The following is a 19,745-nucleotide window of genomic DNA, read 5'->3' as shown; positions in this document are numbered from 1 at the left end:
TTGAAAGCCCTCTATTACTTTATTTTATTAAAAATAATAGCAGTTTTACTTTCATTAAAATAGTCAAAGAAAGACTTTTTTGATAAAATTAGTCTATTGGAAAGGAAGTTAAGCTACATGACCCCAAATCGCGAAGATTATTTGAAATTATTATTGGAGCTGGGCGGCGACAAACGCAAGATTAACAATAAGCAAATTGTTTCCGGACTGAATGTTTCCGCGGCTTCCGTCAGCGAGATGATTAACAAGCTAGTCAAAGAGGGCTTAGTTGATCATTTTCCTTATCAAGGAGCACAGCTAACTTTCAAAGGTACTCAGTTGGCCAGCAGTTTAATCCGTAAGCATCGCTTATGGGAAGTTTTTTTAGTGGAGCATCTGAATTATCCTTGGAATACGGTCCACGATGATGCTGAAGTCTTAGAGCATGTGACCTCAGATCATTTGGCAAACCACTTGGAGGAATATCTAGAGCATCCTCAATACTGTCCCCACGGCGGAATGATTCCTGCTGCAACAGCCGTAGTCGATGAAAAAGAGCGGCAAACCCTGAAAGATTATCCAATCGGAGCAACGATTCGCATCGCCCGCGTGTTAGACGAACAGGAGCTCTTGGATTATTTAGTTTCAGTTAATATTAAAATTGATGAGCACTTTACCATCAGCGATAAAGCCGCCTTCGAAGGTCCCATCACGCTGGAAAATGAAACCAAAAAAGTCGCCATCAGCTTTAAGGCCGCCAGCACCATTTTTGTTGATCCGCTATAAATAGTTTCCCCAGCGCAACACAATCGCAATCAAAAGGAGTTTTTATGATGAAAAATGATATCCGCGTCTTAATGACGATCTTTGGCGGTACCGGTGATTTAGCCAAACGCAAATTGTACCCTTCTCTTTTTCGCCTTTACAAAAAAGGCGAAATTACTAACCATTTTGCAGTGATTGGCACCGCTAGAAGAGAATGGAGCGATGATTATTATCGGGAAATCGTCAAAGAAACCATTCAAGATTTAAATCCGACAGAGGCTGAAGCAACTGATTTTGCTAGCCACTTTTACTATCAAGCCCATAACGTGACCGATACGCAACATTATGATGCCTTGAAAACACTGGCTGATAAATTGGATGAGACCTATCAGATTGAAGGCAATCGCCTGTACTACTTAGCCATGTCTCCGCAATTTTTCGGGACAATCGTCGAACATTTAAAGAGTCAGCAAATTATTTCTGATCACGGCTTTGACCGTTTGATTATCGAAAAACCTTTTGGCTCAGATTACCAATCGGCTTACCAGCTGAACCAAGAAATTCGGGCAGCCTTTCCAGAACAAGATATTTTCCGGATTGACCACTACCTCGGTAAAGAAATGATTCAAAATATTTCTGCCATCCGTTTTGCCAATAATATTTTTGAGTCCCAATGGAACAATCGTTATATTGACAATGTGCAAATTACTTTTGCTGAGTCATTAGGGGTTGAAGATCGCGGCGGCTATTATGAAAATAGTGGCGCCTTGAAGGACATGGTGCAAAATCATATTCTGCAGGTCGTCTCCTTATTAGCCATGGAGCCACCAGTTGCCTTTTCAGAAAAAGAAATTCGGACTGAAAAAGTCAAAGCCTTAAATGCCATACGCATTTACAATGAAGAAGAAGCGCTGGAAAACTTTGTTCGGGGTCAATACGGTGAAGGGCAATTAGCGAATCAATCTTTTGTCGATTATCGCCATGAGCCAAACGTTAGCCCTGATTCCACGATTGAAACTTTTGTTGCTGGTAAATTTTATATCGATAATTTTCGCTGGTCTGGTGTGCCTTTTTACATTCGTACCGGCAAACGCATGACCGAAAAAGGGACTCGCATCAATATCGTTTTCAAACAAGTGCCAATTAATGTCTTTCGGACTGATTTAGAAGACCACAGCGAAAATAAAGATTTACCGCCAAATGTTTTAACCATTTACATTCAACCGACGGAAGGCTTTTCGATGACTTTAAACGGCAAAGAAATCGGTCAAGGCTTCAATACGATTCCCGTTAAGCTGGATTATCGCAATAGCGCTGAAACGATTGAAAACAGTCCCGAAGCCTATGAAAAATTGATTCTTGATGCCTTAAATGGAGATGGCACCAACTTCTCCCACTGGGATGAAGTGGCTCAATCGTGGCATATTGTCGACGTTATTCGCCACGCTTGGGATCAAGTAACACCAGATTTTCCCAACTATGCAGCTGGAACCATGGGACCACAAGCAGCCTTTGATTTGCTGGAAAAAGACGGCTTCACTTGGAACTGGCAGCCGGATGTCTGGTATCGAGATAGAGATCAATTATAAAAATTAAACGGGCCTGTGACATTAGTCTTTTTAACAGATGAAATCCCGAACTATATTATATTTGCTCCTCGGTCCAGTAGGTCCTCGTCGCAAATTAACAATATTTAGTGATTTTCACTAGATACCGTTCGTAAAGTTCGGCTTTCTTCTAACTAATGTCATAGCCTCTTTTTGTAAACAAAAAGCAAACCACTGGAAAATGATTTCCCAATGGTTTGCTTTTTTAACTTATTCAGAAAAGATTCTTTCAAAGGCTTCTCAATTATTCTTCAAAACCTTCAGCCACGGCTTCAGGATATTCACCCTCTACAATATTGGCACAGTGACCGCAAATGTGTGGTAAATGCTCATGGGAACCAACGTCTTTGCGCATTTGACGACAGCGCTGGCAAACTTCACCATCGGCTTTTTCCACTAGAATTGCGACATCATCGAAGCTCATCGCATTAGCCGGTGCTGTTTCACCTGCTTTAGCAACTTCAAAAAAGTCTGGTGAAATAATCAACAGCTGAGCCAAATCACTATCAACTGCCACTAATAAATCTCTGACTTCTTGATTTGGATAAATAGTTACTTTTGCTTCAAGAGATTTTCCGATTAATTTTTCATTGCGAGCTTCTTCTAAAGCCTTCAAGACCTTATCTCTAAATTCCAAGAAGCTGCTCCAAGTATCCGTCAATTCCGCAGCATTAGCATACTCTTCATAGCCAGGAAATTCAGCTAGTTGGGCGAAGGCTTCTTCTTCATTTTCCAGATAAGACCAGATTTCTTCCGCTGTATGAGGGATGATTGGCGTCATTAATTTAGTTAACGCAACAATTACATCATAGAAAACAGTCTGCATGCAGCGACGTTGGTAATCATCGGCTGCTTCGATATAAACAACATCCTTGGCAAAATCTAAATAGAAGGAAGACAAATCAACTGTTAGGAAATTCATTACTGTCCGATAGATGTGCAGGAAGTTATATTTTTCATAGCCTTCTTCACGAATTTCTTTGATGACTTGGTTTAAACGCACCAGCATATATTTATCGACTGAGCGCAATTCAGCATAAGGCACGCGATTTTCACTCGCCACATAATCAGAAGTATTCGCTAATAAGAAACGCATAGTGTTACGGATTTTCCGATAGACTTCGGAAACTTGATTTAAGATGTCCATTGAGACCCGCACGTCTGATTCATAGTCAACACTGCTGACCCATAAGCGCAGGATATCTGCACCCATTTGTTTAATCACTTTATCAGGAACAATTGTATTGCCTAAAGATTTACTCATCTTGCGACCTTCACCATCTAAAGTAAAGCCTTGTGACAGGACCGCTTTATAAGGTGCAACACCATTGATGGCCACACTAGTCGTAATACTTGAGTTGAACCAGCCACGGTATTGATCAGAGCCTTCAAGATACATATCCGCTGGGAACGTTAATTCTGGACGTTTACGCAGGACTGCTTCATGGGAAGAGCCAGAGTCAAACCAAACATCCATGATATCTTTTTCCTTAGTAAACTCACCATTTGGAGAATGAGGATGAGTGAAGCCTTCTGGTAATAACTCTTTGGCTTCTCTTTCAAACCAAATATTAGATCCAAATTCCGCAAATAGATTGGCCACATGATCGATTGTTTCTGGTGTAATGATGGGTTCACCATCTTCAGCGTAAAAAATCGGCAGCGGCACACCCCAAGCTCTTTGACGGGAGATGACCCAATCGCCACGGTCACGAATCATATTGTATAAACGCGTTTTACCCCACGGGATAATCCAATCAACTTTTTCAACTTCATCCAAAATATTTTGGCGGAATTTATCGATTGAAGCAAACCACTGCGGCGTTGCACGGAAGATAACCGGTTTTTTCGTGCGCCAATCATGGGGATAGCTGTGGACGAAGAAATCAAGTTTTAATAAAGCGCCTTTTTCTTCTAGCCATTCAGTAATAACTGGATTGGCCTTGTCATAAAAGACACCTTCTAAGCCAGGTGCTTCCGCTGTGAAAATTCCTTTATCATCAACTGGCGACAGCACTTCTAAATTATATTTTTTCCCAACAACATAGTCATCTTCACCATGGCCAGGTGCTGTATGAACCAAACCTGTACCAGCGTCTAAAGTAACGTGGTCGCCTAAGATAACTAAAGATTCACGATCATAAAAAGGATGTTGAGCCGTCATATACTCTAGCTCAGTTCCTTTAATTTCTTTTTCTGTGTGTACATTTTCCCAGCCAACAGCTTCTTTAACTGTTTCCACTAGGTCTTTTGCGACAACATATTTTTTGCCGTCTGCAACGACAACACTATAGGTGTAACTTGGATTGACAGCGATACCTTGGTTAGCGGGCAAAGTCCACGGTGTCGTTGTCCAAATAACGAAAGCCGTATCATTATCCAATAATCCTTTGCCGTCTTTCACTTTGAAGGCAACATAGATAGAAGCTGATTTCACATCTTTATATTCGATTTCAGCTTCAGCTAAAGAAGACTCACTTGAAGGTGACCAATAAATTGGTTTTAAGCCTTTGTAGATATAGCCTTTTTCCGCCATTTTTCCGAAAACACGAATTTCAGCTGCTTCGTAGGAAGGATCTAAAGTGATATAAGGATGTTCCCAATCACCAGCAACACCTAAGCGTTTGAAGTCAGCTCTTTGAGTGTCAACTTGCGACAAAGCGTATTCCATACATTTTTGGCGATATTCTGCCATCGTCATTTCTTTACGTTTAATGCCTTTATTGGTTAAAACTTGTTCAATCGGCAGACCATGGGTATCCCAGCCAGGAACGTAAGGTGCTCTAAAGCCTGACATAGATTTCGAGCGGATAATAATATCCTTACTGATTTTATTTAAAGCATGACCAACATGGATATTGCCATTGGCATAGGGCGGGCCATCATGTAAAACAAAAGTCGGTTTACCTTCATTCATTTTTTGACGCATTTCATATACTTTTTTTTCTTCCCAATCCTTCTGCCATTCAGCTTCACGATTTGGTAAATTGCCTCGCATTGGAAAAGCTGTTTTTCCTAAATGCAATGTTTCCTTCATCTTCATGCGTGTTTCGCTCCTTTAAATTCACTAAAAATCTATATAAAAAAACGCCCATCCCTAAAAAGGGACGAACGTATCGTGGTACCACCCAAATTTTAATCCAACTCCTTGGATTATCTTTCGTAACTGGTAACGAAGTCACTCGTATAATCTTACTAATTTCAGATTATAAGTAAATAGAGGATCTACCTAGAAACATTGCCTACCAAACTTTCACCGGCTTTGGTTCGCTATTAAGGATATTTCTGGTTTTCTGTTCTATTTTTTATTCTGGCGCTTGATTGTCATCCGTTGTTGCTTCGTCTTGATTATAACCGTCAAGCGTCTCTTTGACAATAATATCTTCATCAACAACTTCTGCTACAGGCATTTCCTTAGCTGTTGGCATAGCACCAAAGCCAAATTCATCACCAAATAATTCTTTAATCACAGTATGAGAATCCTGTACGTAAGATGAAAATGGTGTCAATAATTGCGTCCATTCTTCACTCTTAACAGTTTGCAACTGTGATTCCAACATCAAACTTAAACGCTGATGGAAAACCCGCGTTTTTTTCTTCAAGTCATCTGTTTCACTAACTAATTCTCGTGCTCTAGCGGTCGCTTCATCAATAATCTGACGAGCTTTTTCCTCAGCCGTGGTAATCAAGTAATTTGACCGTGCCTCAGCATCGCTGACTAATTCATGGGCTTTGTTTTGAGCGTCACCGACGATTACTTCTGATTCTTTATTGGCACTTGATTTCACTTTATCAGCAGTATCTTGTGCTACAATGATTGACTGATTCAAGGCATCCTTTAACTCGTTAAAGTATTCCAACTTTTCTTCCGCATGCTTCAATGTTTTTTCCATCATGCGGTTTTGTGATAGAACCTCTTCATAGTCTTTCACAATTAAATCACGAAAATCATCAACTTCATCTTGACTATAGCCCCGCATTTTGACTGCGAAACTCTTATTTGAAATATCTAATGGACTTAGTGGCATGTTTTTCACCTCTTCTAATTATTTACGCAATACGCCAATCGTAATACGATATTTGTCCTTTTTGGTTTTGTCGCCAATTTCATTTAACTGAATACGGCCAAATCCCCGGACCGATATAATATCCAACAAATCAACCGGAAAATCAGGTTTGAGGGTTTCTCCCCAATTCACTTTGACTTTTCCTGATTCTATCAATTGTTTCGAGCGTTGTCTAGAAATATTGTAGACATTCGAGATAATGACATCTAATCTTAAAGAACTTGCAGTAATTGTCTCAATTGACCACTTATCGATAGACTCCACAAATTGACTGGCATCTAGTTCTTCGAGGCGGACGGAAATATTGCCGACTTTGGTCACTTGACTGACAATAAAATTACTAACTTCTTTGGCAATAAAGACCTGCCATTGTTCGCCGTCGGTAATAATATCACCAAAGGAATCCCGCTGAACACCCGCACCGATTAAACTCCCTAATATTTTGCCGTGGCTTAAGGTTGAAAATTTTTGCGGATAATTAACTTCAAATAATTGGATTTCAAAATCTGCATCCTCAGGCTCATAGTACTCTGGATAAATCATACAGCGGAAACGTTCTGCCTCAGGATAACCACCGTAAAATTTAAATTTTACGTCCTCCTGCTGCTGAACCAAGGTTTCCACAATATAAGCCTGTCTAGGATCAAGAAAATAAGTCAGGTATGGAGAATATTGCAACGAGACCCGCTCAATCCAATCAGCCACAGTATCAATAAAAGGGTGCTCATCTCTGCGAAAATGCTGGTACACATTTGCATTCAAAGACAATCACCCCCTTTTCATATATTTTTATAGCAATCGAACAATTAGCATAACTAATCCTTGGCTCGCCAAATTTAAAATTAGAATTGCTGCTAGAATTGTGAAATCCAAGCCACCAAATCTTAAATTTAAACGATCAAATAGGCTTAAATAAGGTTCGCAAACCCGGGCCAAAAATTTTCCGATGGAGGACTGATAGCCTCCAGGAAACCAAGAAATCAGCGCATAAGCAGCTAAGAGAATTGAATAAATTCTCACCGCATACTGAAAAACTCTAATTATTTCAATTAACACTAACATGGAATTCCTCCTCTAGATTATTCGAAGAAATTCGACTCTGCAAGCGATTGTGCAATGCTTTTGTCTATTTCAACATCCGGTGGTGTGCATAAAAAGATTTCGTCACCAACCCGTTGAATATCACCATCTTGTGCATAGACTGTTCCAGTTAGGAAGTCTACAATTCGGCGTGCTTGGAGTTCCTCGACAGAATAGAAATTAATTAAAACAGATTCGCCGGCGATAATCCGCTTGGCAATTGTCATCGCTTCAGAATAAGCTCTTGGTTCACAAATGGTAATTTTACCGAGATTTTTAGCTGAACCGGTTTTTTTAGTTCCGTTTCCGCCACCGCCACCTCGGTTCGAATTATTGCTAAGTGATACCAATTTAGGAGCTTCCTGTTGCATTTGACGGGATCTTTCAACCTGTTTGTCATCAGATTCCTTCATGGCTTTTTGAATGTTTTCACTAAAACGAGTTTCACGAACAGGATCATTCACTGCTTGGGGCATTTCTACCTGATGTTGTTCTCTGGCTTGGAAACTGCTCTCCTCGTGATTTGACCGAACTTCTTCTTCGTATTCTTCCTCGTCTAACAGTCCAAAAAAATTGGCAAATTTCTTATTAAAAAGTGCCATTGGCCTACCTCCTTCACATCGCACCGAATAACATTCTACCAACACGGATAAACGTTGAACCCTCTTCAATCGCAATTTCGAAATCATTGCTCATTCCCATACTCAATTCACTACAGGGAGCTTGTTCAATCTTTAAATCCTGCACGGTAGATTGTAGTCTTTTTAGTTGTTTAAAAATAACACGTATCTCTGCTTCTGTCGCCGTTAAAGGCGCCATTGTCATCAAACCGATGACCTTGACTTTTTCAAAGGTCCCCAGTTCATTAACAAAGTTCAACACTTCCTCTGGTGAGAAGCCATGCTTACTAGCTTCACCAGAAATATTAACCTCAACGAAACACTTAATTTCTGTCTCAGCCCTTTTTTCAATTTCTTGAGCTAGACGCAAACTGTCCAGGGCATGAAAGTAATCGATTTGATTGATAATATCTTTAACTTTACGCCGCTGCAGATTGCCGATTAAATGCCATTTTACAGCTGTTTGATCTTTTAGGTCATGTTGTTTTTCTAAAAGTTTATCGACACGGTTTTCGGCGAGATTAATGACTCCATTTTCGACTAGCTGGCGCGCTGTAGCAGCATCCACACTTTTGGTCACTGCCACTAAGGTCACGTCACTAGGCTGCCGTTTGGCTTTGACGCTGGCTTCCGCAATTTTCTGATAAACCTCATTCAAATTATCGGAAATCATCGGTCTCAGCCTCCAAAATTATCTTTTACGACGGAAAAATGGTGGTGTTGAAATTTCATCTGAATCGTTGTTGGTATTGGAATCAGGACGACTAAAAGTTTCTAATTCTTTTTTCTCAACGTTTTCAAATGCAGTATCTTCTACTTTTGGACGTAAAGTTTCTTCTTTACGAATATCCCAATCACCAAAAGCGCTTGTTTCTTCTTCGCGAATTGGCGTTGCTTGTTCCATATCTAAGACAGGTTCTTGTCTCACAGAATGGATTTGGCTTTGACGAGCGGAGGCCCGGCCAACCCGACCTTCTTTTTTAGCAGGGTCAATTCCTGTTGCAATAACAGTAACACGAATTTCATCCCCCATGTCTTCATTAATTGACGTTCCTAAAATAATGTTGACGTCACCAGAAGCAGCATTAGCAACAATATCAGAAGCATCTTGAGCTTCAAATAGAGTCATGTCTAATCCGCCAGTGATATTTAACAAGACTTGTTCAGCTCCGTCAATTGAACTTTCAAGTAGAGGCGAAGAAATTGCTCGTTTAGTCGCTTCAACGACCCGTTCTTCTCCGCTGGCAACACCGATACCCATCAAAGCAGTGCCTTGATTTTCCATAACAGTGCGTACATCAGCAAAGTCCAAGTTCACGTAACCAGGTGCTGTGATTAAATCAGAGATACCTTGAACACCTTGGCGTAAAACGTTATCCGCTTCACGGAAAGCTTCCAACATCGGTGTCTTTTTATCAACAACTTCTAATAAGCGGTTGTTTGAGATGATTAATAACGTATCAACGTTTTCTTTTAATTGAGAAATACCTTCTGAAGCATAACGGCCCCGTTTTGGTCCTTCAAAGCTGAAAGGACGAGTTACAATAGCTACAGTTAAAGCGCCAACTTCTTTCGCAATGCGGGCAACGATTGGTGCAGCACCGGTTCCGGTTCCGCCTCCCATACCAGCAGTGATAAAAATCATATCTGCGCCTTCAAGGGCATCTTGAATAGCTTGTTCACTTTCTTCAGCGGCCTTTTGACCAACTTCTGGTTGTGAACCGGCACCTAATCCGCGGGTGAATTTAGGGCCTAATTGAATTAAAGTTTCAGCTTTTGAATTTTTCAAAGCTTGTACATCTGTATTGGCAACGATAAACTCAACACCTTTGACGTTTTCGTCAATCATGCGGTTAACTGCATTGCCGCCGCCACCGCCGACGCCGATAACTTTAATGACTGCGCCGTCGTTTACGGTATTATCGATTGAAAATTCCATTATTCTAGTCCTCCAGTTTTCTTATTCAAAAATATTTGAGAAGAAGTCTTTGATTTTAGTTGTTACTTTTTCGCCTTTTTGATCGCTAGGAGCTTCAGTATTATAAGAAGCTTCAGGTTCATAGTTCGTTTCGTAAGTCGCTTCTGGCACTTGCGGCTGAGCAACAACTTGCGGTTGGGCTGGTTGTGGAGCGACACTTCTTTCCTTGTCGCCTAAAACAGCACTTTTCGCTAAACGATAGACTTCATTTAATCCAGCACTGTATTCGATGATGCTGATTACGTTGGTGAAAACTGGATTTCTTAATCCCATGTGGTTAGGGACATGTAATTTTACATTGGTTTCAAAAATGTCTTGTGCTAAATCAACAACACCTGGTAGGCTAGCTGCTCCACCAGTTAAAATAATTCCGCCAGGTAAGTCCAACGCATCAATTTCAGTCAAGACTGTTTTTGATTTGCGGAAGATTTGTTCTAAACGAGCTTCAATGATTTCAGATAAATATCTTTCATCGATTTTAACTGGTTCAGATTGACCAATCACATCTACTGGAAATTCTTCACTAGCAGATGTCCGTGCTGGATATGCATCGCCGTAATTGATTTTCAAAGCTTCTGCGTTATTGAAGGAGGTATTTAAGACGGTCGAAACATCTTTAGTGACGAATTCGCCACCTTCTTGGTCCACATAAGTGTATTTCAATTGGTTGTCATGCATGACAGCAGTCGTTGTTTGGCCGCCCCCCATGTCGATAACAATTGTACCAAAATCTTTTTCCCCTTCAGATAAAACTGATTCAGTTAAAGATAATGGTGTGATTAACATTTCGTTAATTGTTAAGCCAGCTTTTTCGACACACTTGCGGATGTTGTGAACAATTGTCTTAGGTCCAGTGAAAACTAAACCGTACATTTCTAAACGAACGCCAATCATTCCACGAGGATCTTTGATGCCTTCAAAACCATCTACAGTAAACTCTTGTGGTAAAATTGCCACAATTTGTCTTTCCGGTGGTGTTGAACGAACCATTGCTGCTGAGGCAACGTTCTTCACATCTTCGTCATTAATTTCTTTTGATTCGCTGTTAACAGCAATCATCCCTTGACAGCTTTCAACTTGCAGCTGATTTGCCGGTAAACCGACACTAACACTTTTAATTTGAATGCCAGCCTTTTCTTCTGCCTGTCTCACTGCTCTTTGAATTCCTTGAACAGTTTTTTCAATATCAACGATGATTCCACGATTAATACCTTCAGACTTAGCGTTGCCTACGCCGATGATATTCATTTGATTGTCGATATATTCAGCTACAACAACTTTAACCGATGTCGTTCCGATATCAAGGCCTACGTACATTCCAGATTTTGCCATGATTGGGGTTCCCTCCTAAATCCTTCTCCATTACTAACGGATACAATCTATCCATCATATCACTTGTAATTTTATATATATTCACTGCTTTCAATTTTACCATAAAACTACCCAATTTAGAAAGAAGAAAGTGTGATTTCCCTTGGTTTTTTTTCATTTTAAGAAAATTTACTCTAAGCTCTCACTGCTACTTTCAGTTGAACTGGTTGTACTTTGGTCGGTTCCATAGGGATATGAGAAAATCCCTACCTCCATATCAATCACACCATTTTCTGTCATCTGAGAGGCGACTTGCGGATAATATTGCATCTGTGAAGCAAAGGTTGTATAAGGCACCAACACTTGATTGCCATCAGTCATCGTTAAGGTTAACAACCGCGGATTGTCACTGCTCGGTGTATATTGGATGACCTGAATCAACGCTTGAACATCAGCGGCAATGTCTTGATATCCGGCAATGGTTTCAGTGATAATTGTCTGATCACTAAAATCCTGTAAGACTGGAAAGCCTTCAATCGCATCCGTTGCGGTGTCGGTTAAAACCACACCATTTTCTAGTATTGGATAATACATACCGTCTTGTAATAATACGGCGGCTTCTTGATACTCGCTGACACCGATATTTAAACTAGTTGGTCCGGTTAAAGTAACACTGACGGATTTTATTCGTGGATTATCGGTTTCAACGGCAGCTGTTAATTGCTCTCTGGCAAAAAATTCTTCAAAAATATTCGTGCCGATTGAAAAATTGCTAGAGTCAATAATCGTCTCACTGGCGACAGCAGAATTGCCGCTGACAGTCAAGTTTTGCAATTTGCTAAGTGGCGAAACCAGATAGCTGAGAATAATCAACGGAATACCAAAGACTAAGAGCAGAATAATAATTCTACGGCGTAATACTTTGTTGGTCTGTTCTTTAAGATTAGGCAGAGTCTCCACATAAGACTTGCGGCGTTTTTCTTTTTTAGAACTGTCTAACACTTTTAATTTGGCTTTTTGCTGCTGTTTTTCCTGTTGTTTCGCATCCGCTTCATCGGCGTTTTCTGACGAATTCTCAGATTCTTCAGCTTCAGTTGTTTCCTCTTTTTTATCTTGCCACAGAGGGGTCTCTCCTTGCTGTTGCATATAGGTCAAATTGGCCTGCTGCCAAGGTGATAAATTTTCCTCATCAATCTTTGGTTCTTCATTTTGAGGTGCTTCTGGTGGCTGTTCCGGCTGTTTCTTTTTGACCAAGGTCGTCCCCCCTCTCTTTAAATCATTTCTTTAATCAAATTTTCTAAGCGTGTGCTGGCATCGCTAATGCCCTGTGCTTTCGCTGCTGCAGCCATCGCTTTTTGTTTTTCAGGATGGTCCATGATATCGTCCAATGCTGCTAAGAGCGTTTGAGCATCTAATTGGCTATCAGCAATAATGGTTACCGCCCCGGCTTTTGCTAAGCTTTGGGCATTTTTGGTTTGATGGTCGTTAGTTACATAAGGACTAGGAATCAGTACCGCTGGAATACCTAAGGCGGTAAATTCCGCAATCGAAGTGGCCCCGGCTCTTCCAACTAATAAAGAAGCATTTGCCATGACTTCTGTCATATTTTCAATATAAGGTTGAATACTGACATTGCTGCCTTGTGGCAATGCAGCGATTTCTGCTGATAATTGTTCATAATAACGGGTCCCAGAAGCATACAGCACTTGATAAGCCCGCTTTTTAAGTTCAGGCAAAGCTTGACTAAAGGCCTGATTAATCTTTAAGGCCCCTTGACTGCCGCCAAAAATCAAAACTGTCGGTTGCGCTTCTTTTAAGCCATAAGCAGTAAGTGCATCATTTGGTTGCATGCCTTCGACTTCTTGTCCCCGGGGATTGCCGACTAAAGAAACCTTTTCTGTTGGGAAAAAAGCGGCTGCATCCGGAAAAGCAATAGCAATTTTAGTGACATAGCGACTCAAAAATTTATTAGTAATCCCTGGCACACTATTTTGTTCGTGAATAATCGTCGGAATTTTTAAGCGAGAAGCTGCATAGACAACGGCTCCAGAAACATAGCCACCTGTCCCAAGAACAATATCCGGGCGAAATTCCTTTAAAATTTTTTTTGCTTGATTGATACTTTTCAAAAAGAGCTGTACGGTTTTCAAATTATCTAATGATAGTTTGCGTTTAAAACCTTGAATTTCTAGGGCCACAAAAGGAACCCCAGCGGCTGGGACGATTTCAGTTTCTAAGCCTTTTTTAGCCCCAACATAGAGAAATTCGTTTTCAGGATCTTTTTTCATGTAGTTTACAAAGGCTAGCGCCGGATAAATATGTCCGCCGGTGCCACCGCCTGTCACTAAAATTTTCATGGTATTCCTCGTTTAATTCAAATTTTTGACAGCTTGGATAAATCGGTCGCCCCGCACTTCAAAATTCGGGTACTGATCCCAGCTGGCATTCGCTGGAGACAAGAGAATAGTGTCTCCTTTAGCACTTTCACGAAAGGCCAATGGCACGGCCGTTTCAACATTTTCAGTTTCGATGATGGTTTCAATACCGGCTTCTCGACCAGCTAAGGCTAACTTACTGGCAGTCTCACCGAACACAATCAAAGCTTTGATTCCTTCCAAAGAGGGAATCAGCTCATCAAAATCATTGCCCCGGTCAAGACCGCCGGCTAAAAGAATTAGCTGAGCATTATCAAAGCCGCCTAAAGCCATTTCAGTAGCCAAAATATTCGTTGCCTTTGAATCGTTGAAAAATTTTCGCCCGGCAATTTCACCAACAAACTGGGTTCTGTGGGGTACGCCGGTAAAATTCATTAAAGTTGTTTGAATGGCTTCATTAGACACTTGGCTTAATTTAGCAACAGCCAGCGCCGCCAGTGCATTTTCGACATTATGTTGACCTGGAACACCGAGCTTTTCCGCCGGCATAATTAATTCATCTTGGAAATATAAATGCCCGTCTTTTAAGTAACTTCCCGTTGGCACAATTTTTTCAGTGCTAAAAGGAATAACTTGGGCTTTGGTATGTAAAGCGAGTTCAACAAGTTCCGGCTGATTAAAATTAATCACTAAATAATCGGCCGCTGTCATGTTCTCTTGAATACGCCATTTAGCTTGAAGATAGTCTTCTCGAGTACCATGATAATCTAAATGAGCTTCATAAATATTGGTTATGACTGCAATTGTCGGTTTTAAATCAACAATGCCCATCAGTTGAAAGCTAGATAGCTCAGTTACCATCACGTCTTCTTTTGTCGCTTCTTGGGCGACGCTGCTGGCAGGAAAACCAATATTCCCTGCTAAACGGGCGATACCCTGATTGCGGTCTGCATTTAATAATTGAGCAATCATGGTGGTGGTAGTCGTTTTACCATTGGTCCCTGTGATTCCAATCATCGGACATTCAGCCACCTCATAAGCTAGCTCAACTTCGGTAATCACCGGAATCTCAAGTTCGATAGCTCGAGCCACCAACGGATTATCATAGGGAATCCCAGGATTTTTGACCATCAATGAAAAATCTTCGTCCAGCAGTTCGATTGGATGACTACCAGTAATTACTTTAATGCCTAAAGTTAGTAGGTCTTGGGCTTCGGGATTTTCTTCAAAGGGTTTACCATCATTTACTGTGACAAGGGCCCCCAGCTCATGTAATAATTTTGCGGCACTATAACCGCTTTTGGCCAGTCCTAAAACCAGCACCTTCAAATTTTGATATTTGGTAATCTGCTTCATAAAAAAACTCCTTTGCCGAAAACGAACTCACAAAACTTATTTATAAGACAATCACTAAAGTAATAACTGAAAGAACTAAACTAACTAACCAGAAAATAGTATCAATTTTCCATTCTGACCAACCACTCATTTCAAAATGATGATGGATGGGGGACATTTTAAAGATTCGTTTACCAGTTAATTTAAAGGATGTTACTTGTAGCATGACACTCGCTGTTTCAATCACATAAATTAGACCAACTAACAATAAGGTCCATTCTTGATGCAGTAAGATTGAAACGGCAGCCAAAAGTCCCCCTAAAGCTAAGGAGCCGACGTCCCCCATAAAAATTTTCGCCGGTTTTTTATTATAGAGGAAAAAGCCAATTAGTCCGCCGACTACACAGACGCAGATAATCAGAACATCATATTGTTGTTGGAACCAAGCGATGATTGCATAAGTTCCAAAAGAAATCGTCCCTAAGCCGGAAACTAAACCGTCGATACCATCCGTAAGATTGACGGCATTCGAAAAGCCGACTAACCAAAAAATAATAAATAGACCGTAAATAAGGCCTAAGTGAACTTGCCAGCCAAAGACATTTAAAATATCTGTATTGTTGTCCAAACGGTAGACACCGTAAAAGACTAAACCACCGGCAATCTGACCTATTAATTTTTGACCAGATTTTAAACCGAGATTTCTCTTACGAAAGACCTTGATAAAATCATCAATAAATCCTAAGGCCCCATATAGCACTAGGATAAATAAAAGAATCGCTAACGAAGGTGTCAACTGTTGAAGCCAAATGGCACTGACGATTCCAATAATAATTACGCCAACTAAAAAAACTAATCCCCCCATCGTTGGTGTGCCAGCTTTGACGCTGTGCCACCCGGGGCCATCTCCGCGGATTTCCTGACCGTATTGTTTTGCCCGAAGATAACCAATAAACAGTGGCATAAATGCCACTGTTATCGCAAAGCTACCAGCTAAAGGGATTAAGAATTTTGTCCATTCCATTTGAATTCTCCTAAATCTATTACATTAACTAACCAAGTGTGAAGCTAATGCTGTCTGTATTTATAATTTCATTTGAGGCTACGCTTTGCTCAACACAGCGGCCCTCACCGTTGATGGTTACATCGACGCCAATCAGATTGCCGAAAGCTTCTAGTTCAGCCGCCGTCCAATCCGTCGTATCTGGCATGGCAATATTGCCATCGGTTAATAACATCACCCGTGTGTTAGGGTCGACTGTTTCGCCGGCAGCCACTGATTGCCCAGTCACGGTATCCCCTGTTCCTAAAACAATTGGTGTCACAAATGCTCGGCTTAAAGAAACAGCGGCATCTGCCTTAGCTTGATCTTGGTAATCATCAATCGTCACAGTCGTGTTACTTGTTTCTGTCGATGTCGTTTCAGTACTTAAGATATCCATTGAGCGTTTCATCAAAGGATTGGCAATTTGTGAAAAGGCCGTGCGGTCATAATTTTGTGGTTGTTTCTGGGTCAAATAAAGAACATATTCAGGATCTTCAGAAGGATACATCAAGACAACCGAATAAATATAGTTTGAAGAGCCAGTCAGATAACCGGTACCATCTGTGCTACCAATTTGAGCTGTTCCTGTTTTTGCAGAAATATTATAACCATCCAGTGAATACAAGCCATAAGCTGTTCCGTAATTTTGGCTGGTCACCGTGTCTTGCATATAATTTAAAACTGAGTTGGCGGCATTGGCTGAAAAAGCTTGCCCGGCAACAGTTGGTTCAATAACTGTCGTGTCCCCCGTGTCAGAATTAACAACTTTACTGATAAAGTGCGGTTCTAACATCTGTCCGTCATTGGCAATTCCAGAAAAGATTTTCATCATTTGCAGATTGGTGACAGTCAAAGCTTGACCATAAGCACTCATTGCTGTATCGACAATATTTTCAGTCGGCATCAAGCCAGCACTTTCACCATTTAAACCAGAATAGGTGCTCTCACCAATTCCCATTTGTTCCAAATGGTTACGCCAAGCAGCGCCGCCCATAGCTTGTTCTAGCGTCACCATACCGACGTTACTTGACCAAGATAGGGCTTGCCGCATAGTTAAAGTTCCCATACCTTGAGACCAGTCATTAATTTTAGTATCTTCAATTTGAATGGAACCGGATTGGAAGGTTTGATTTTCATTGAAGACACCTTCATCAATGGCAGAGGCAACCGTCGCTACTTTGATGGTCGAACCAGGCTCATATGCGTCTTCCACCAAGATGTTCCGCCAATTTTCCACGTCACCGATATTTTCCGGGTCGAAACTAGGCCGTTGCGACATTGCTAAAATTTCGCCAGTGTCAGCCTTCATTAAAATAGCTGTCAAATTTTCTGGGTTTGTGGCACTGTACACGGGATCCATTAGAGTTTCTAAGTAACTTTGCAGACGAGAGTCAATCGTAGTGTAAATGTCGGAGCCATCAATCGCTGCGGTTTCTTCAGCTGTGGTCCCTGGTAACGGATTGCCGTAATTATTTTTTTCATAGACCACAGAACCATTTTGTCCAGCCAATAAAGAATTGTAGGCAGACTCAATTCCCATTTGTCCTGTTAATTGAGTGCCGTCATCGCTATTAGCATAACCGATTAAATAGGAAGCAAAATTTCCATTTGGATAGATTCGGTCTGAGGAAGCATCAAAATAAAGCCCGTTAATTCCAGCACTTTCCATCGCTGCTTCAATCGCTTGGCGGGTTTCCAAACTTAGGTTATTGGCTAACGTACCGAACTCCACTTGATAGCGGTCGGCATCTTTTGCATCCTGCAGCAATTCTAGCGCCTCGTTTGTATCGATTCCGATAGTCTGATTTAAAATGGTTGCGATCGTATTAAAATCAGCTTCATGTGCATACAGCTCGTCAGTGCCATTGACATATGTTTCAGACAAAATGGCATAAACTTTAAACGAAGAAGATGTTTCAGCGATTGTATTACCGGAGCGATCGTAAATTGTACCACGGGTAGCTTCCAAAACTTCTGAGCCTTTATAAAGCTCTTCTGTTTTGCTGGCTAAAGAAACGCCAGCAACATGACCGCCGACGACAATATACGAAAGCCGTATCGCAAATAAAAAGAACAATCCAATACTCGTAGTAAAAAGAATAATCCCTACTTTTTTGCGATTGTTCCGCGGGTTTAAATTGCGTTTATCTAAAAATCTTTTCAATCTATTTTTCATTGACTTCATTTAACCTATTTCACAGTCCTTAAATTATTTTCATTGATTGTCAGACCATTAGCTTCTGCAATTGATTTAAGCCGGTCCGAGCGGGAAAGTTCTGTTTTTTGCTGCTCTAATTCAGTCGCTTGACCATTCGTTTCCGTAATAGTCGCTTCAATTGTTGAGATTTGGTTTTCAACTTGGGTCATTTGGCCCTGTAGACGAATCGTCAAAATGGACATGCCCAAGATGCCGACAAGAATAAATCCTAAAATAAATTTCTCCATTTTTGAGAGCCTCTTAAGATGACGAAGGGACGATACCGGCAATTTTTCGGAAATATCGACTGGTTGAACTTCCGTAATCTCAGGAACAGCTGGCGTTTCTGGTACTTCATGTTCTCTGGCAGGTTCTTGCAGCATTTGGTATTGGAAATCTTCTACTTTTTTCGGTTCAGCCATCTTACTGTTCCTTTCTAGATTTTTTTTCGGCCACTCGCAATTTAGCACTGCGGGAGCGATTGTTCTCAGCCAATTCCTCTGCGCTCGGTAAAATCGGCTTACGGGTAATCACCTTGAGCTCTGGTTGTAACTCATCCGGTACCATTGGCAACCCCGGTGGTAAATCCGGCAATGAGCTGTACTCTTTAAACATCGTTTTAACAATGCGGTCTTCTAATGAGTGAAAGGAAATCGCTGAAATCCGGCCAGCTGGACGTAAAAGCGCAATTGCTTGTTCCAGTGAGGTTTCCACAGCTCCTAGTTCATCATTAACGGCAATCCGGACAGCTTGGAAAATCCGTTTTGCTGGATGCCCACCAGTGCGTCTCGCTGCAGCAGGTATTCCTAATTTAATGATGTCCACCAGCTCACTCGTTGTTTCAATCGGTTGCTCTTGTCTGGCCCGTTCAATTTGACGGGCAATTTGTTTGGAGAATTTTTCTTCTCCATAACGGTAAAATATTTTAACTAATTCATGGTAATCATAGGTATTAATAATTTCATAAGCGGTCAATGGATTGCTTTGATCCATCCGCATATCTAATGGTGCATCTTGGTGATAGCTAAAGCCACGTTCAGCTTCATCCAACTGTGGCGAAGAAACGCCTAAGTCGTAGATGACACCATCCACGCCTGTAACGCCTTGTTCAGCAAGTTTATCGGCTAGACTGCGAAAATTACTTTTAATAAAGGTGACCATCTGCCGGTCAACATATTCTTTTAAAAATTCTTGACCATGGTCAATGGCTTTTTGGTCTTGATCAAAGGCATAAAGATGACCCTGATCACTTAATTGAGATAACAGGTACTGGCTGTGCCCGGCGCCACCTAATGTGCAATCTACATAGATGCCATCTGGCTTAATATTTAAATTATCCACCGTTTCCTTTAACATCACGGTATAATGTTGGAAATCCTGCGCCAT

The 19,745-nt window shown here is 41.1% G+C and carries 17 protein-coding genes; 2 read left to right on the top strand and 15 right to left on the bottom strand.

Translation table 11 applies throughout. The features are described 5' to 3' along the window. Positions 1-117: 117 nt before the first annotated feature. On the top strand, positions 118-765 hold the full coding sequence (locus ACYSNU_RS02400; protein WP_461735622.1) for a metal-dependent transcriptional regulator: 648 nt from the start codon (positions 118-120) through the stop codon (positions 763-765). A 47-nt stretch (positions 766-812) separates the two neighbouring features. After that, a complete protein-coding gene (gene zwf, locus ACYSNU_RS02395) occupies positions 813-2,333 on the top strand; it encodes a glucose-6-phosphate dehydrogenase (protein WP_461735621.1) in 1,521 nt (506 codons plus the stop codon). 262 nt (positions 2,334-2,595) lie between these two features. Here the strand turns inward: zwf and ileS are convergent, their stop codons facing one another. From ileS to rsmH, 15 genes are all read right to left on the bottom strand, one after another. Further along, a complete protein-coding gene (gene ileS / locus ACYSNU_RS02390) occupies positions 2,596-5,394 on the bottom strand; it encodes an isoleucine--tRNA ligase (protein ID WP_461735620.1) in 2,799 nt (932 codons plus the stop codon). A 262-nt stretch (positions 5,395-5,656) separates the two neighbouring features. Then, the gene (locus tag ACYSNU_RS02385) at positions 5,657-6,379 is read right to left on the bottom strand and encodes a DivIVA domain-containing protein (protein ID WP_461735619.1); all 723 of its coding nucleotides are present in this window, start codon (positions 6,377-6,379) and stop codon (positions 5,657-5,659) included. Between the two features lie 18 nt (positions 6,380-6,397). Further along, positions 6,398-7,180, bottom strand: coding sequence for a YlmH family RNA-binding protein (locus tag ACYSNU_RS02380; protein ID WP_461735618.1), 783 nt, complete (start codon positions 7,178-7,180; stop codon positions 6,398-6,400). A 27-nt stretch (positions 7,181-7,207) separates the two neighbouring features. Continuing rightward, the gene (locus ACYSNU_RS02375) at positions 7,208-7,480 is read right to left on the bottom strand and encodes a YggT family protein (RefSeq protein WP_461735617.1); all 273 of its coding nucleotides are present in this window, start codon (positions 7,478-7,480) and stop codon (positions 7,208-7,210) included. A 17-nt stretch (positions 7,481-7,497) separates the two neighbouring features. Continuing rightward, the gene (locus ACYSNU_RS02370; protein WP_461735616.1) at positions 7,498-8,100 is read right to left on the bottom strand and encodes a cell division protein SepF; all 603 of its coding nucleotides are present in this window, start codon (positions 8,098-8,100) and stop codon (positions 7,498-7,500) included. Between the two features lie 13 nt (positions 8,101-8,113). Beyond that, on the bottom strand, positions 8,114-8,791 hold the full coding sequence (locus ACYSNU_RS02365) for a YggS family pyridoxal phosphate-dependent enzyme (protein ID WP_461735615.1): 678 nt from the start codon (positions 8,789-8,791) through the stop codon (positions 8,114-8,116). A gap of 18 nt (positions 8,792-8,809) precedes the next feature. Further along, positions 8,810-10,057 carry a cell division protein FtsZ gene (ftsZ, locus tag ACYSNU_RS02360; RefSeq protein ID WP_461735614.1) on the bottom strand — a complete coding sequence of 416 codons (1,248 nt, stop codon included), beginning with the start codon at positions 10,055-10,057 and terminating at the stop codon, positions 8,810-8,812. Between the two features lie 21 nt (positions 10,058-10,078). Further along, a complete protein-coding gene (gene ftsA, locus ACYSNU_RS02355; RefSeq protein ID WP_265455374.1) occupies positions 10,079-11,428 on the bottom strand; it encodes a cell division protein FtsA in 1,350 nt (449 codons plus the stop codon). A gap of 168 nt (positions 11,429-11,596) precedes the next feature. Further along, positions 11,597-12,661: a cell division protein FtsQ/DivIB gene (locus ACYSNU_RS02350; protein ID WP_461735613.1), complete on the bottom strand. Its 1,065-nt coding sequence runs from the start codon at positions 12,659-12,661 to the stop codon at positions 11,597-11,599. A 17-nt stretch (positions 12,662-12,678) separates the two neighbouring features. Continuing rightward, positions 12,679-13,764: an undecaprenyldiphospho-muramoylpentapeptide beta-N-acetylglucosaminyltransferase gene (gene murG, locus ACYSNU_RS02345; RefSeq protein WP_461735612.1), complete on the bottom strand. Its 1,086-nt coding sequence runs from the start codon at positions 13,762-13,764 to the stop codon at positions 12,679-12,681. 12 nt (positions 13,765-13,776) lie between these two features. Beyond that, positions 13,777-15,138: a UDP-N-acetylmuramoyl-L-alanine--D-glutamate ligase gene (gene murD, locus ACYSNU_RS02340; protein WP_461735611.1), complete on the bottom strand. Its 1,362-nt coding sequence runs from the start codon at positions 15,136-15,138 to the stop codon at positions 13,777-13,779. A 40-nt stretch (positions 15,139-15,178) separates the two neighbouring features. Beyond that, positions 15,179-16,141 (bottom strand): phospho-N-acetylmuramoyl-pentapeptide-transferase, encoded by a 963-nt coding sequence (gene mraY, locus ACYSNU_RS02335; protein ID WP_461735610.1) that lies wholly within the window; start codon positions 16,139-16,141, stop codon positions 15,179-15,181. 28 nt (positions 16,142-16,169) lie between these two features. Then, positions 16,170-18,347, bottom strand: a complete 2,178-nt coding sequence (locus ACYSNU_RS02330; protein WP_461735609.1) for a penicillin-binding protein — start codon at positions 18,345-18,347, stop codon at positions 16,170-16,172. A gap of 5 nt (positions 18,348-18,352) precedes the next feature. Next, positions 18,353-18,781, bottom strand: a complete 429-nt coding sequence (ftsL, locus tag ACYSNU_RS02325) for a cell division protein FtsL (protein ID WP_461735608.1) — start codon at positions 18,779-18,781, stop codon at positions 18,353-18,355. Position 18,782: 1 nt separating this feature from the next. Continuing rightward, on the bottom strand, positions 18,783-19,745 hold the full coding sequence (gene rsmH, locus ACYSNU_RS02320; RefSeq protein ID WP_461735607.1) for a 16S rRNA (cytosine(1402)-N(4))-methyltransferase RsmH: 963 nt from the start codon (positions 19,743-19,745) through the stop codon (positions 18,783-18,785).

The sequence above is a fragment of the Enterococcus sp. LJL120 genome (genome assembly GCF_054871765.1).
The sequence above is the reverse complement of the archived record's forward strand: the minus strand, read 5'-3'. Positions and strand labels throughout refer to the sequence as shown.